Origin of the sequence: Methylocystis rosea SV97, from assembly GCF_000372845.1 — a bacterium.
Lineage (GTDB): Bacteria > Pseudomonadota > Alphaproteobacteria > Rhizobiales > Beijerinckiaceae > Methylocystis > Methylocystis rosea.
In genome coordinates this window covers 2,503,073-2,517,267 of record NZ_KB889963.1, presented here as the reverse complement: position 1 = coordinate 2,517,267, position 14,195 = coordinate 2,503,073, and the positions used below count along the sequence as shown (strand labels likewise).

The window sequence follows — 14,195 nt, the reverse complement described above, 5'->3', positions numbered from 1 at the left end:
GTGGCGGGCCCTAGCGCGCCTCCCGGCCGCTGTTCGCCATGGCGTTTTCAAGAAGCTGCAGAACGACTGCGGGGTCGCGCGGGAAGCCGGCGCGTATCCATTCAGCTTGCAGCGTTCTAAGCGCGTCGCCCAATTGCTTGCCCGGCGCGACGCCGCGCGCGATGAGATCCGCGCCCTTAATGGGGAAGGCGGGCGTCGGCGTTTCCTCGAGATAGCGCGCCGCCTCCCGCCAATCCTGATTGTCCGCCGCCGCGGCGCTTTCCGCATGCGCCAGCGCTAGCGCATCGGCCGCCGCGCGCGCGCCGCACAGGAACAGCATCTCGCGCAGATGGGACGGTGGTGGCGGAGCCTCGCGTCCATGCAAAGGCGCAAGCGTTCGCGCCGCCGCCGCAAGCCGCGCGAATTCGTCGTTGGAGAGCCGCAGCCGTTCGCGCAGCCGCTCGGCGTCTTCGGCGGTCAGCACCGAAAGGGCCGCCAGCCGCAGCACCGCGTCCGCCGATTTGCCCGCAGCCGCTTCGCGGTCGGCGAGGCGCTGCAGTCGATAGGGATAGCCGATGCCGAGAATGACTTCGATGACGCCGGCGTGCGACATGGCGCGCAGCACGTCCGGCGACCGGCGCGCGAGCAGCAGCTTCATCAGTTCGGCGCGGATGCGCTCGCGCGACAGACGCGACAGATTTTCCCGCGCGACGATCGACTCATGCAGGCCCTCGCGATCGAAGGGCCCTTCGCCATGAGAGGCGTTGAAACGAAAGAAGCGCAGGATCCGCAGATAGTCCTCGCGAATCCGCGTCGCGGCGTCGCCGATGAAGCGGATGCGCCGCGCCTCGATATCGGCAAGGCCGTCCGTATAATCGTGAATCTCGCCATCGAAAGAGAGCGACAGCGCGTTGATGGTGAAGTCGCGCCGCTTCGCGTCCTGCTCGAAATCGCCGCCAAAGCGCACCTTCGCGAAGCGGCCGTCGGTCTCGACGTCCTCACGCAGCGTCGTGACTTCAAAGGGCGTACCCGCGACGACGATGGTCACCGTGCCATGTTCGATGCCGGTCGGCACGCCTTTCAGGCCGGCGTCGCGCGCGGCCGCAAGGACGGCGTCGGGCAGCGCCGTCGTCGCGAGATCGATCTCGTGAGGCGGCAGACCGAGCAGAGCGTCGCGCACGGCGCCGCCGACCACCCGCGTTTCTGCGCCCGTCTTCGAGAGAGCCGCAAACAGCGTCGCCAGCCGGGGATCGTCAAGCAGTCTCTGCGCCGCATTCATTGGAAGCGGCCCGGCTGCAATTTTCCGTTCTCCATGTGGGCGGGCACATAAGCGCCCTGGTGAAGCCGGCTGAAGCCGAGCGTCACGACCCCGATAATGGCGATGAGGAGACCCGCGATCGTCAGCAGCGATACGACCCTGCCATGCCAGAGCTCGCGCACGAAAGGCCAGCGAAGCTGCAACGAATGGAAAAGCGCATAGGCGACGAAGGGCGTGAGGAAGAGCAGGGCGGTTTCAACGATTGCGCGCCACATGGGCGGAAACGCCTTTCGTGAGGAGGAGTCCGACGAATATACTCCGACGAATATACATGGCGTCCGTCGAAGGGCGTTTAATGCGGGATGCATGAACAAACTGTCACGTCCAAATTGCGGTTTTGGCGGTAAAATGCCTCCCTAACGCGCCGGTTGCGCTTGAATTGCAGCGGCGGAGAGACGAAGATTGCGATTGGCCCTAATCCCCGCCGCTTCGCTTTTTATGCGGAGCCGAATGGCGCGGGGGCTTTGAATCGCGTGCGGCGAAACACGGCAGCGCCGCTACGATGCGCCGGATCCTCTTCATAGACAGGCTGCCTGAGCACGCTGAAATGACTTCATTCGACACCAGGACAACCTCGCTCGAATCAGCCGTCGTTCAATCCGCCGAACGCGCCCTCGACCATATCGGTCGCGCTCGCGCCGCGATCGGCGCCGTCATTTTTGGCCAGGACGAGGTCGTCGAACAGGCGCTGGTGACGATCCTCGCAGGCGGCCACGGGCTCCTCGTCGGCGTGCCTGGCCTCGCCAAGACCAAGCTTGTCGAGACGCTTGGCCGCGTGCTCGGCCTGGCGGAGCAGCGCGTTCAGTTCACGCCGGACCTGCTCCCCGCCGATATTCTCGGCTCTGAAGTGCTTGAAGAGGGGGCTGACCGCTCGCGTTCGTTCCGCTTCATCAGGGGGCCGGTCTTCACCCAGCTGCTGATGGCCGACGAGATCAATCGCGCCTCGCCGCGCACGCAATCGGCGCTGCTGCAGGCGATGCAGGAGCATCACGTCAGCGTCGCCGGAAAGCGCCACGACCTGCCGCGACCCTTCCATGTCCTCGCGACGCAAAATCCCCTGGAGCAGGAGGGCACCTATCCGCTGCCGGAGGCGCAGCTCGACCGCTTCCTGATGCAGATCGACGTGCATTATCCCGACCGCGCCAGCGAGCGACGAGTGCTTTTGGAAACGACCGGCGAGACGATGGCCGAGGCGAGCCAGGCGCTCGACGCCGAAGAGCTGATGGCGACTCAGCGGCTCGTGCGCCGGCTTCCGATCGGCGAAAAAGTCGTCGACGCGATCCTCGATCTTGTTCGTTCAGCCCGTCCAGACGAGGGCGACGCGGAAATCGCGCCGCATGTCGCCTGGGGTCCGGGACCCCGCGCCGCGCAGGCGCTGATGCTGGCGACGCGCGCCCGCGCGCTCGTCACCGGCCGGCTTGCGCCCTCGATCGACGACGTCGTGAAACTCGCCGCGCCGGTGTTGCGCCACCGGATGGCGCTCAATTTCGCCGCGCGCCGCGAGATGACCGTTTCGGACGTGGTTCAGACGCTCGTGGCGCGGATCGGGTGACGAGCCTTCGCTCGGCTCTTCCCTCTGACGGAGAAAATTGACGATGTTTGCCGACGTCGCCACGCGCGCCTACGATCCTGCACAGCGCAAGCCCGCAGATGGCGCCACGGCGGCTGATCTCGCGAGCCGGATGCCGAGGCTGGTGGCGCGCGCGCATGAGATCGCGGCGAGCCTCGCCTATGGCGTTCATGGCCGCAAGCGCGCGGGCGTCGGCGAGACGTTTTGGCAATATCGGCCATTTGCGTCGGGCGAGTCGGCGCATCGCATCGACTGGCGCCGCTCCGCCCGCGGCGATCAGCTCTATGTGCGCGAGCGTGAATGGGAGGCCGCGCACGACTATTTCCTCTGGATGGACTGTTCACCCTCCATGGCCTTCGGCTCGTCTCTCGCCTCCGACGACAAGCTGTCCCGCGGCGTGACCCTGGGGCTGGCGCTCGCCGACGTGCTCGTTCGCGGCGGCGAGCGGGCGGCGGCGCTGGGCCTGACCGCGCCGATCTCGGCGCGCGACGTGATCGACCGGCTGGCGCGCGCTCTGGCCGACAACGCAACGGAGTCGACGCGCGACGAGCTTCCGCCGCAGGCGCCGATCCGCCCCCGCGCCCGCGTCATTCTGATCTCCGACTTCCTCATCGATCCGGACGCGCTGGCCGCGCGCCTGCGGCGCTTCGCCGACGCCGGCGCCTCCGGCGCGGTCCTGATGGTGACCGATCCCAGCGAAGAAACCTTGCCGTTCTCCGGCGAAACCACTTTTCTCGACACCGACGGCGGCCCCGCCTTCTACGCAGGCGACGCGCGCAGTTTGCGCGCGGCCTATGCGCGCCGCTTCGAGGCGCATCGCGACGCCGTCCGGCGGGCCGCACAACGCGTCGGCTTTATCTTCTTGCAGCATCGCACCGATAGGCCAGCCTCCGAAGCGGCGCTGGCGCTCGCCATGGGATTGCTCGGAGCGGATGGAGTCAGCTTCGAGGAGCGGCGCTGATGTTTTCCTTCGCCGCGCCGCTTGCGCTGTTTGGCCTCATCAGCCTGCCGATGATCTATTGGCTGTTGCGGGTCACGCCGCCGCGTCCGCGCGAGATCGTCTTTCCGCCGACGAAAATCCTGCGTGAGCTCAAGCCCGACGAAGAGACGCCGGCAAAAACCCCTTGGTGGCTGATGGCGCTGCGGCTGGCGCTCGCGGCCGCGCTGATTTTCGCCATGGCGGGACCGGTCTGGGCGCCGAGCGGCGTCGTCGCGTCTTCCGCGCCGACGCTCGTCATCCTCGACGACGGCTGGACGGCTGCGCCGACATGGGAGCGACGCCTTGCCGGCGCGGCGTCGATCATCGAGTCGGTGGCGCGCGCCGGCGGTCCGGTCGCCGTCGCGCTTGCGTCCGAATCCGCCGCGCCGGTTCCAGGCGACGGGCCGCGCGCGATGGAAAAATTGCGTTCGGCGCGGCCCAAGCCATTTCTGCCGGACCGCAAGGCGATCGGCGAACAGGTCACGGCCTTCGCCCACGCCCATAAGGCGGCGCGCATCGTGTGGATCAGCGACGGCGTCGCGCAGGGCGACGCCGCAGGCTTCGTGCGCGCGGTGAAAGAGTCGGGCGCAGCCGGGGTCGAGATTTACGTCGAAAACCATGCGCCGCGCGCGCTCGCCGCGCCGACAAATGATGCGGCCGCGCTGAGCGTCGATGTGCTGCGCATCGGCGACGACGCGTCGGCGGTCGTCGACGCGCTCGACGCGAAAGGTCGGACGGTCGGCCGAGCCGCAGTGGATTTTGGCGGCGCGCGGCGCGTTCGGGCGAAAATCGAACTGCCGGTCGAACTTCGCAACGAGGTGAGTCATCTGCGCATCGAAGGGGAAAATTCCGCCGGCGCCGTCGCGCTTCTCGACGCGCGCTCGAAAGTGAAGCGCGTGGCGCTGATCGGCGGCGGCGGCGCCGATGAGGCGCAGCCGCTGCTCTCGCCGCTCTACTACCTCGAAAAAGCGCTTGCGCCCTTCGCCCAAATCCGCACGGCGCGTCCCGGCGTTGTGGATCCGGTGCAGGCGCTGCTCGCCGAACAGCCCAATATCATGGGGCTCGCCGATGTCGGGCTCGCGCCTGGCGAGACATTCGACGCGGTGTCGCGCTTCGTCGAAGAAGGCGGGACGCTCGTTCGTTTCGCCGGTCCGCGTCTCGCCAACGCCGACGATGGTCTGCTGCCCGTGCGCCTGCGCCGGAACGGCCGCGTGCTCGGCGGGGCCATGTCCTGGGAAGAGCCAAAGGCGCTCGCCGAGTTTGACGCCACGAGCCCCTTCTTCGGCCTGCCGGCTTCGAAAGACGTCACGGTGCAGCGGCAGGTGCTCGCCGAGCCCGATCCGGGTCTTGCGGACAAGACCTGGGCCCGACTGTCCGACGGCACGCCGCTCGTGACCGCGGAACGGCGCGGGAAGGGGCTGATCGTGCTGTTTCACGTCAACGCCGACGCCAATTGGTCGAATCTGCCAATCTCGGGACTTTTCGTTGACATGCTGAAACGGATCAGCGCCATGGCTGGAGAGTCGGCGCCTGCGAGCGGCGAACGGTCTGGCATGGTCGCCGATCCGTCGGCTTTCGCACCGATGCGCCTACTCGATGGATTTGGCGCGCTCGGCGCGCCGGGCCTCAGTGCGCAAAGCATTCCGCCGGGCTTCGACGGGCCTGCAAGCGCCGAACATCCGCCCGGGCTGTACGGCTCGGGGGAGGCTTTCGTCGCGGTGCAGACCTTGCGCCCGACTGACGAGATCAGCGCTTTCGATTTCGCCGGCGCCGGACTGAGCGCGGACATCCTGCGCGCCGGCGGCCAACTCGATTTGCGCGGGCCGCTGCTCGCCTTCGCGCTCGCCGCCTTCATCGCCGACGCGCTGATCGTTCTGGCGCTTGCCGGAAAGCTGCGGCTGCGGCCCCTCGGCGCCGCGACCGCCGCGCTGTTCTGCCTACTGTGCGCGACGGCGATGACGACCGGCGAAACGCGCGCCGAGTCCGCGCCGAAATCCGCCGCCACCCAGCGCGACAAGGACGCCGCGCTGACGGCCCGGCTCGCCTATGTGATCTCAGGCGACGCCCACGTCGACGAAATATCGCGGCTGGGCCTGGAAGCGCTCACCCAGGCGCTGAATGCGCGCACCTCTTTCGCACCGGGCGATCCGGTGGGCGTCGATCCGGCGAAGGACGAACTCGCCTTTTATCCCTTGCTCTACTGGCCGATCGTCGCGAGCGCGCCGCAGCCGCCCGCGAAGACGGTGGCGAAAGTCACCGCCTATATGAAGCAGGGCGGCACAATCATCTTCGACACGCGCGACGCGCTCTCTCAACGCGTCGGCGGCGCGCCGAGTCCGGAGGCGCAATGGCTGCGCGACCTGACGAAAGGCTTGGACATTCCGCCGCTGGAAGTGACGCCGCGCGATCACGTCATCACGAAGACCTTCTATTTGCTTGATGGATTCGTCGGCCGTTACGCCAATGGCGAGACCTGGGTCGAGGCGCTGCCGCCGGAGCCGAAAGACCAGGCCGCGCGTCCGGTGCGCGCGACGGACAGCGTCTCCGCGATCGTCATCACCTCGAACGACCTCGCGAGCGCCTGGGCGCATGACAAACGCGGCCAGCCGCTGTTTCCATTGACGCCGGGCGGCGCGCGCCAGCGCGAATTCGCGCTCCGCGGCGGCATCAATCTGGTGATGTATACGCTGACCGGGAACTATAAGTCCGATCAGGTGCATGTGCGCGACTTGCTGGAAAGGCTGGGCCAGTGAGCGACCTCACGCTCGCCTTTTCGCCGCTCGTTCCCTGGTGGGCGCTGATCGTCCTCGGCGTGCTTGGCGCCGGCGCGCTGGCGCTGATGGCGGCCAAACGCCAGCGTGGCGCGCCGCTCCGGGCGTTCGCTTTCGCCTTGCTGATTGCGGCGCTCGCCGACCCGTCGCTCGTGCGCGAAAAACGCGATCCGCAAAAGAGCGTCGTCGCGGTGGTTGTCGACAAGAGCGACAGCCAGAATTTCGGCGCGAGAAACGCGCAAACGGAAGAGGCGCGCAAGGCGCTCGACTCAGCGCTCGCCAAATTCGGCGACGTCGAGACGCGCACGATCACGGTATCGAACGACGCTTCGGGCAATGACGGCACCAAGCTCTTCGGCGCGCTCGCCGAAGTTTTGAAAGACGTTCCGTCGGAGCGCGTCGGCGGCGCGATTTTTCTGACCGACGGCGTCGTTCACGATATTCCCGCCAAGGCCGAAGCGCTCGGCTTCAAGGCGCCCGTTCAAGCGCTCGTAACCGGGCATAAGGGCGAGCGCGACCGCCGCATCGAACTCGTCGAGGCCCCGCGTTTTGGTATCGTTGGCAAGGATCAGATCATCCGCGCCCGCGTCGTCGATCTTGGCGGCGATGGCGCCCGCATACCGATTTCAGTGCGCCGCGACGGCGAAGCGCTGCCGACGTTCAGCCCCGTGCCGGGCGACATCGTCAGCATCCCGGTGCGCATCGAACATGGCGGACAAAATGTCGTCGAACTCGAAATTCCGTCCGCGCCCGGCGAGCTGACGCCGCTCGACAATAAGGCCGTGCTGACGATCGAAGGCGTGCGCGACCGGCTCAAAGTGTTGCTTGTGTCGGGCGAGCCGCATCCCGGCGAGCGGAGCTGGCGCAATCTCTTGCGCGCCGACGCCAATGTCGAACTGGTGCATTTCACCATTTTGCGGCCGCCGGAGAAGCTCGACGTCACGCCGGCGAGCGAATTGTCGCTGATCGCCTTTCCGACCGCCGATCTCTTCGGGAAGAAAATCAACGAATTCGATCTCATCATCTTTGATCGCTATTCGAGCCAGACGACGCTGCCCTCGATCTATTTCGAGAACATCGCCAATTACGTCGAGAATGGCGGCGCCTTTCTCGCGGCCGTCGGCCCGGATTACGCGACTTTGCGCGGTCTCTATTACTCGCCGCTGGAAAACATCCTGCCGGCGCGACCCGACGGCGCGATCGTCGAACAGGCGTTTCGCGCCCGCGTCAGCAAGGACGGCGAGAAGCATCCGGTGACGCGCGGCCTCGCCGGCGCCAAATCCGAGCCGCCGAATTGGGGCGAATGGTTCAGGCAGGTCGACGCCAATGTGGTGAAGGGCGACTCGATCATGTCCGGCGTGCGCGACAAGCCGCTGCTGGTGCTCTCGCACGAAGGCAAGGGTAGGGTGGCGCTGCTGCTTTCTGACCAGATCTGGCTCTGGGCGCGCGGCTTTGAGGGCGGCGGCCCGCATGTCGATCTGACGCGCCGCCTGGCGCATTGGCTGATGAAGGAGCCGGACCTCGAAGAGGAGGCGCTGCGCGCGTCCGCGCATGGCCGCGAAGTGAGCGTCGAGCGCCAGACGATGAAGGAGCGACCGGCGCCGGTAATGGCGACGGCGCCGTCGGGCGCGCGCGACGAGATCGCAGTCGCGCAAGGCGAGCCGGGACTGTGGCGCGCGCGTTTCGACGCCAAGGAAATGGGTCTCTGGCGCTTCCAGAGCGAAGGCCTCACCGCGCTTGTGAACGTCGGCCCGCCCAATCCGCGCGAGTTTCGCGAAGTGGCCTCGACGACGGAGAAACTGCAACCGCTCGTGGAAGCGGCCGGCGGCACGGTGCGACGTTTATCGAACGGCGGCGCCGACACCGTTTCGATGCCCCGCGTCGTCGAATTGCGCGACGCCAACCGCTATGGCGGCTCGGACTGGATCGGCATTCGCCAGACCGGCGCCTCGACGCTGGTCGGCGTTGAAATCGCGCCGCTGGGTTTGGGTCTATGGGCGATGCTGGCGCTGGTCGGCGCCGTCGTCGCGGCCTGGGGCTGGGAGGGCGGCGGTAGATTTTGGGCTCCGCCATAGTGACTCTCAACACGCTTTTCAGGTGATAGGACCCCACTGGCCGCTTCCCCCGCCAATGCCCGCAAACGGAATTCCTCCACCTTGATACATGCCATATACTTGACCGTTACGAATAAGATTTAGGTTGGCCCACGCGGTAGCAAAATTGCATTCAAAATCGCTCTGACCTGACAAATCAGAAAGGTTATTATAGTAAAAAGTACCCCATGACCGTGCGACAACGCCTCCGAACGCGCCTCCGCCTTCTCCCTTGTACTCTAGTCCAAGTGCAGGCAAATCCAGTTTGATATGGATAAGCGCGATGATGGCGTACGCGAAGAGAGTTGCTGGCGTACTGTATTTGAAAGCAGCGACATTTGGCGTCTCGGTGCGGCGGGCTCCGGCCGTGTTGTCAGTGAATTTCGAGAGACATGCTTTCAACCACGCCTTATCGTCGGTGGCGTCAAACAGCGCTCTGACGGAGTCTTCCGACGCAGCGGCGTCAACCTGTCTGAAATACTTCAAAAAACTTGAAAATAATTGATCGTCGCTATCAGTCATGGGAGCGCTCCAAAATGAAAATATGACCGCTTATTTTGCTAATTATCCTGCTTTTTGATGAGTTTAGCAGCACCGCAATCTTAATCAAGGCTGCTGTGTTTCCCTGACTGTCGACGCGTTTTGACGACATTATTGCGGGCGAAAGCCAAGGCGCGAAACGCCGGGCCTCTGGCCTCTCATTGGCAGACAAGCCAATTTGTTTGAAATCAAGAGAGACGCTGCGCAAGCTGCGCGTGATCTAATAAGGCTCCCATTGTTACTCTCGGAGCGATTCGCTTGCCCACCTACCGCTCAATTGGCCTCATGTCCGGCACGTCCATGGACGGCGTCGATGTCGCGTTGATCGAAACCGATGGCGACGCGACCGTCGTCTTCGGGCCGACGGGGCACTACCCCTATAGCGACGCCGACCGCGCCTTGCTGCGCAATGCGCTCGCCGAAGCCGCGACGCTCCAAGATCGAGACGCGCGGCCCGGCGTTCTCGCCTTCGCCGAGCGCATGGTGACCGACCGCCACGCCGAGGCGGTCGAGGCGCTGCTGCGGGATCATGAGATCGACCCGGCGAGCGTCAATATCGTCGGTTTTCATGGCCAGACGGTGCTGCACCGTCCCAAGCAAAGGCTCACGATCCAGATCGGCGACGGGCCGGCGCTGGCCGCGCGTCTCGGCCTCGACGTCGCTTATGATTTTCGCGCCGCCGACATCGCCGCCGGCGGCGAGGGCGCGCCGATCGTGCCCGTGTTCCATCGCGCGCTTGTCCTCGCCGGCGGCATGAAGGGCGAGGTGGCGCTACTCAATATCGGCGGCGTCGCCAACGTCACTTATGTCGCGGAGGACGAGCAGCCGATCGCCTGCGACACGGGCCCCGGCAATGCGCTCATCGACGATCTGATGCTTCAGCGCACCGGCGCGCCGATCGACCGGCACGGCCATATGGCGGCGCGCGGGCGGGTGAATGAGGCGACGCTACTCAAGATGCTGGCGCATCCCTTCTTCGATCAGCCGCCGCCGAAATCGCTCGACCGAAACGCCTTCGCGCTCGATGCGGTCGCCAAGCTCTCGACCGAGGACGCCGCCGCGACGCTAACCGCTTTTACGGCGTCTTCCGTGCTGCGGCTTTTTCCGCATCTGCCGAGCCAGCCGCAACTGCTGATCGTCTGCGGCGGCGGCGCGCGCAACCCGATCCTGGTTCGCGAACTCGTCATGCGGCTGCCGTGCAAGGTGACGACGGCCGACGCGGTCGGATGGTCAGCGGATTCGATGGAGGCGCAGGCCTTCGCCTATCTCGCGGCGCGCGTGCTGGAAGGGCTGCCGATCACCTTTCCGACGACGACCGGCGCGCCTCAAGCCATGCGCGGCGGCGTGCTCGCGCGAGCAACCGCGTAAGCGTCAAAGATCCCAGTGTCATTCCCGGAAGGCCGAAGGCCTGACCGCTTCGCGCGTCGGGAATGACAATGAAGCGTCAGTCGCCCCGCGCGGGAATGGCGATCCTCGGCGGATTGCCAAGACGCCTGTCGAGATAGGCGTCGACATGCGCGATCAGCGGCTCGATCCTGTTCTCGAAGAAATGGTTCGCGCCCTCGACCACGGCATGTTCGATGAGAATGCCCTTTTGCGTCTTGAGCTTCTCGATCAGCCCGGTCACTTCCTTGAGCGGCGCGACGCGGTCTTGGTCGCCGTGAATGAAGAGTCCCGAGGAAGGGCAGGGTGCCAGGAAGGAGAAATCGAAACGATTTGCCGGCGGCGCGATCGAGATAAACCCCTCGATCTCAGGACGGCGCATCAGCAGCTGCATGCCGATCCAGGAGCCGAAGGAGACGCCCGCGATCCAGCAGGCGCGCGCTTCCGGATTGACCGCCTGCGCCCAGTCGAGCGCGGCCGCAGCATCGGAAAGCTCGCCCGAGCCGTGGTCGAAGGCGCCCTGCGAACGGCCGACGCCGCGGAAATTGAAGCGCAGCACGGAAAAACCACGCTCCGCAAAGGCGTAGTAAAGGTGATAAACGATCTGATTGTTCATCGTGCCGCCGAACTGCGGATGCGGATGCAGAATGATCGCGATCGGCGCGCCGCGTGTGGCGGACTGATGGAACCGGCCCTCGAGCCTGCCGGCCGGACCGGTGAAAATAACCTCGGGCATTCGGAATCCCTTGCGAAACTGGCAGGCGCGCCTTCTACCACGCGGGCTACTGTAAAATGCAAGGAAATTCGGCTGCCCCCGGGCCACGGCGAAATTTCGCCGCTCCGACCCAAGGAATTGGCGGTCACACCCGTCAATAGTCTCGACGGGATTGAATAACGGGGGCGACTTGCCGGGCGAAGACACCGACGGCGAATTGGCGCGACGGGCGGCCGCCGGCGAGGCTGCCGCTTTCGCCGTGCTGGCCGAGCGCCATTACGACCGCGTCTATGCGCTCGCCTGGCGCTGGTGCGGCGCACGCGCAGAGGCGCAGGACATCGCTCAGGACGCAATGGTGAAGATGGCGATGGGGATGAGCGCCTTTCGCAATGACTGCGCCTTTACGACCTGGGCCTATCGCATCGCCTATACGACAGCGGTCGATCACATCCGGGCGCGGCGCAAAATTGTGGCGCTCGAACCGGCGCGAATGTCGGCGCTTGTGGACGGCGCATACGGCGACACCCCAGAGGATGAGATGATGGGGCAGGAACTCTGGCGCGTGGTGCGCGCCCTGCCGGATCAGCAACGCGACGCCGTGCTGCTCGTCTATGCGCAGGACCTTTCGCATGGCGAGGCGGCGGCGTTGATGGGTTGTTCGGAGAAGACCGTGTCGTGGCATCTGCATGAGGCGCGCAAACGTCTGAAGAACCAGTTGGAGCCCGCGCGATGATCGAACCGGATCTTACGCGCCTCAAAGACGCGCCCGTCCCGCCGCTCGAGGGCGAGGCGAAGCGCATGGCGCTCGCGGCGGCGATGGCCGCTTTTGAAAAAAGCGCAGCCGAAGCCCAAGGATCGGCCGCGCCGCAACGTCTCAGTTACGCATCCTCTCCATTGGAAGGGAAAAGAAAGATGCGTCAGACGTTCTATTTCAACCGCGCGCTCGCGGCCTCGATCGCCGCGCTGATGATCGGCGCGCCCGCCGCCTTCATGCTTTCGCGCAACTATGCGCCGGGCGGCGGGAGCATATCCAATCCTGTCGGCCCCATCTCGCCGCCGGCCGAGGTCGCCGTAGCGCCGCGCATGGAGGCGCCGGAAGCGGTCCCGCCGGCTTCCGCGCCTTCGGCGCCACGAGAAGAGCGAGCGAAGACGGCGACTGCAGCGGGCGCGCTCGGCGGCCGGCGCGAGGGCCTTGTTGCGCCGCCGCCTCCGCGCCTCGCCGGTTCGGTTCGAGACGGCGCCGCGCCGCGGCTGTCGCGATCTATTCAGCCCGCGAAACCGGTCGCCGCGATGAATGAAGGCGCTCGGCCGTCGCCGCCGATCGACACGAATGTCGCGCCGGAAAGCGAGTTTCGCGACAGGTTCGAGTCGAAGGAGACGAATCCCGTCAAGTCAGCGGCGACGGAGCCGGTCTCGACCTTCTCGATCGACGTCGATGCCGCCTCCTACGCCTTCGCGCGCCGCGCGCTCAACGCCGGGCGCCTGCCGCCGAAAAATTCGGTGCGGGTCGAGGAGTTCGTCAACTACTTTCCCTACGACTATCCGAAGCCCGAAAGCGCGCAAACGCCGTTCAAGCCGACGATCACGGTGACGCCAAGCCCGTGGAGCGCCGGCAATCGCCTCGTGCATGTGGCGATACAGGGCTATGCGCTGCAAAGCGCCGAGCGCCCGCGCGCTAATCTCGTGTTTCTCATCGACGTCTCAGGCTCAATGTCGCCGCAGGATCGGCTGCCGCTCGTGAAGAACGCGTTGCGGATGCTTGTCGACGAGTTGAAGCCTGAAGACACGGTCGCGGTCGTCACCTACGCTTCGGGATCGGGCGTCGCGCTGGAGCCGACGAAGGTTGCCGACAAGGCTAAAATTCTGGCGGCGATCGACGCCCTCGGCGCGGGCGGCTCGACCGCCGGCGCGCAAGGCATTCAGGACGCCTACCGCTTGGCGGAGAGCAACTTTGACAGGTCGGCGGTGAATCGCGTGATCCTCGCCACCGACGGCGATTTCAATGTCGGCGTCACCGACCAGAGCGAATTGAAAGGGCTGATCGAAAGGAAGCGCGAGAAGGGCGTTTTCCTGTCGATACTCGGCGTCGGCCAAGGCAATTACAACGACGCGCTGATGCAGGCGCTGGCGCAGAACGGCAATGGCGCGGCTGTCTATGTCGACACTCTCAACGAAGCGCGCAAAGCGCTGGTTGACGAAGCGTCGTCGACGCTCTTTCCTATCGCCAAGGACGTTAAAATCCAGGTGGAATGGAATCCGGCACGCGTCTCCGAATATCGCCTGATCGGTTATGAAACCCGTGCGCTGCGCCGCGAGGATTTCAACAACGACAAGGTGGACGCAGGCGATGTCGGCTCCGGTCACCGCGTCACCGCGATCTACGAGATCACGCCGGTCGGTGCCGAAAAGAAGCTGGTCGACGATCTGCGTTACGGCAAGAAGACGCCGGTCGCGGCGCAGGGTGCGGAAAGCGAACTCGGCTTCCTCAAGCTTCGCTACAAGCTGCCGAAGGAGGACGCCTCACGGCTCATCACGCAATCGATCGCGGAATCGCCAAGCGCTGAAAGCATCGCGCATGCGTCCCAGGATGTGCGATTCTCCGTCGCCGTCGCGGCCTTCGCGCAGCTGCTGAAAGGCGCGCCCTATCTTGGCGATTACGGCTACGATGATGTGATTGCGCTGGCGCAGAGCGCCAAGGGCGACGATCCGTTCGGCTACCGCGCGGAATTCGTCAATCTCGCGCGGCTGGCGAAGTCGGCGCGGCCGTAGGCCGGCGCGCGACGCCTTATCGTGAGGAGAGGCGCAAGCACGTGAACGCGCCTGCGCCGCCGCGCTCTGCTATAATGC

At 65.6% G+C, this 14,195-nt stretch carries 11 protein-coding genes; 7 read left to right on the top strand and 4 right to left on the bottom strand.

The window, feature by feature from the left end; genetic code table 11:
• Window positions 1-10: 10 nt before the first annotated feature.
• Both A3OO_RS0113200 and A3OO_RS0113195 read right to left on the bottom strand, forming a co-directional pair.
• The gene (locus A3OO_RS0113200) at window positions 11-1,258 is read right to left on the bottom strand and encodes a CCA tRNA nucleotidyltransferase (RefSeq protein ID WP_018408311.1); all 1,248 of its coding nucleotides are present in this window, start codon (window positions 1,256-1,258) and stop codon (window positions 11-13) included.
• Window positions 1,255-1,512, bottom strand: a complete 258-nt coding sequence (locus A3OO_RS0113195) for a DUF6111 family protein (RefSeq protein WP_018408310.1) — start codon at window positions 1,510-1,512, stop codon at window positions 1,255-1,257. Before A3OO_RS0113195 ends, A3OO_RS0113200 begins: the two co-directional genes overlap by 4 nt.
• 332 nt (window positions 1,513-1,844) lie before the next feature.
• On the opposite strand from A3OO_RS0113195, the gene A3OO_RS0113190 reads away from it, so the two are divergent.
• From A3OO_RS0113190 to A3OO_RS0113175, 4 genes are read left to right on the top strand one after another with little or no spacing between them, the layout of a single operon-like run.
• On the top strand, window positions 1,845-2,849 hold the full coding sequence (locus tag A3OO_RS0113190) for an AAA family ATPase (protein ID WP_026222962.1): 1,005 nt from the start codon (window positions 1,845-1,847) through the stop codon (window positions 2,847-2,849).
• 43 nt (window positions 2,850-2,892) lie between these two features.
• Window positions 2,893-3,828 carry a DUF58 domain-containing protein gene (locus tag A3OO_RS0113185; protein ID WP_018408308.1) on the top strand — a complete coding sequence of 312 codons (936 nt, stop codon included), beginning with the start codon at window positions 2,893-2,895 and terminating at the stop codon, window positions 3,826-3,828.
• Entirely contained in the window at window positions 3,828-6,599 is a 2,772-nt protein-coding gene (locus A3OO_RS0113180; RefSeq protein ID WP_018408307.1) for a DUF4159 domain-containing protein, read from the top strand. The genes A3OO_RS0113185 and A3OO_RS0113180 overlap by 1 nt, the downstream gene beginning before the upstream one ends.
• The gene (locus A3OO_RS0113175) at window positions 6,596-8,692 is read left to right on the top strand and encodes a membrane protein (protein ID WP_018408306.1); all 2,097 of its coding nucleotides are present in this window, start codon (window positions 6,596-6,598) and stop codon (window positions 8,690-8,692) included. Before A3OO_RS0113180 ends, A3OO_RS0113175 begins: the two co-directional genes overlap by 4 nt.
• Window positions 8,693-8,710: 18 nt before the next feature.
• Here A3OO_RS0113175 and A3OO_RS0113170 read toward each other — a convergent pair whose 3' ends face one another.
• Complete coding sequence (locus A3OO_RS0113170; protein WP_018408305.1) at window positions 8,711-9,232, bottom strand: VapA/VapB family virulence-associated protein; 522 nt, start codon at window positions 9,230-9,232, stop codon at window positions 8,711-8,713.
• 276 nt (window positions 9,233-9,508) lie between these two features.
• Between A3OO_RS0113170 and A3OO_RS0113165 the strand changes: the two genes are divergently transcribed.
• Window positions 9,509-10,618, top strand: coding sequence for an anhydro-N-acetylmuramic acid kinase (locus tag A3OO_RS0113165; protein WP_156824822.1), 1,110 nt, complete (start codon window positions 9,509-9,511; stop codon window positions 10,616-10,618).
• Window positions 10,619-10,694: 76 nt separating this feature from the next.
• Here A3OO_RS0113165 and A3OO_RS0113160 read toward each other — a convergent pair whose 3' ends face one another.
• On the bottom strand, window positions 10,695-11,369 hold the full coding sequence (locus A3OO_RS0113160) for an alpha/beta hydrolase (RefSeq protein ID WP_014889742.1): 675 nt from the start codon (window positions 11,367-11,369) through the stop codon (window positions 10,695-10,697).
• Window positions 11,370-11,538: 169 nt separating this feature from the next.
• On the opposite strand from A3OO_RS0113160, the gene A3OO_RS0113155 reads away from it, so the two are divergent.
• Window positions 11,539-12,081, top strand: coding sequence for an RNA polymerase sigma factor (locus A3OO_RS0113155; protein WP_018408303.1), 543 nt, complete (start codon window positions 11,539-11,541; stop codon window positions 12,079-12,081).
• Window positions 12,078-14,117, top strand: a complete 2,040-nt coding sequence (locus tag A3OO_RS0113150) for a vWA domain-containing protein (protein ID WP_018408302.1) — start codon at window positions 12,078-12,080, stop codon at window positions 14,115-14,117. The genes A3OO_RS0113155 and A3OO_RS0113150 overlap by 4 nt, the downstream gene beginning before the upstream one ends.
• Window positions 14,118-14,195 lie beyond the last annotated feature (78 nt).

What these genes read in the sequence shown, in the direction of transcription:
- A3OO_RS0113185 (WP_018408308.1), top strand. Translation starts at nt 2,893, where the DNA reads ATGTTTGCCGACGTCGCCACGCGCGCCTACGATCCTGCACAGCGCAAG.
- A3OO_RS0113180 (WP_018408307.1), top strand. Translation starts at nt 3,828, where the DNA reads ATGTTTTCCTTCGCCGCGCCGCTTGCGCTGTTTGGCCTCATCAGCCTG.
- A3OO_RS0113150 (WP_018408302.1), top strand. Translation starts at nt 12,078, where the DNA reads ATGATCGAACCGGATCTTACGCGCCTCAAAGACGCGCCCGTCCCGCCG.
- A3OO_RS0113160 (WP_014889742.1), bottom strand. Translation starts at nt 11,369, where the DNA reads ATGCCCGAGGTTATTTTCACCGGTCCGGCCGGCAGGCTCGAGGGCCGG.
- A3OO_RS0113190 (WP_026222962.1), top strand. Translation starts at nt 1,845, where the DNA reads ATGACTTCATTCGACACCAGGACAACCTCGCTCGAATCAGCCGTCGTT.
- A3OO_RS0113200 (WP_018408311.1), bottom strand. Translation starts at nt 1,258, where the DNA reads ATGAATGCGGCGCAGAGACTGCTTGACGATCCCCGGCTGGCGACGCTG.
- A3OO_RS0113195 (WP_018408310.1), bottom strand. Translation starts at nt 1,512, where the DNA reads ATGTGGCGCGCAATCGTTGAAACCGCCCTGCTCTTCCTCACGCCCTTC.
- A3OO_RS0113170 (WP_018408305.1), bottom strand. Translation starts at nt 9,232, where the DNA reads ATGACTGATAGCGACGATCAATTATTTTCAAGTTTTTTGAAGTATTTC.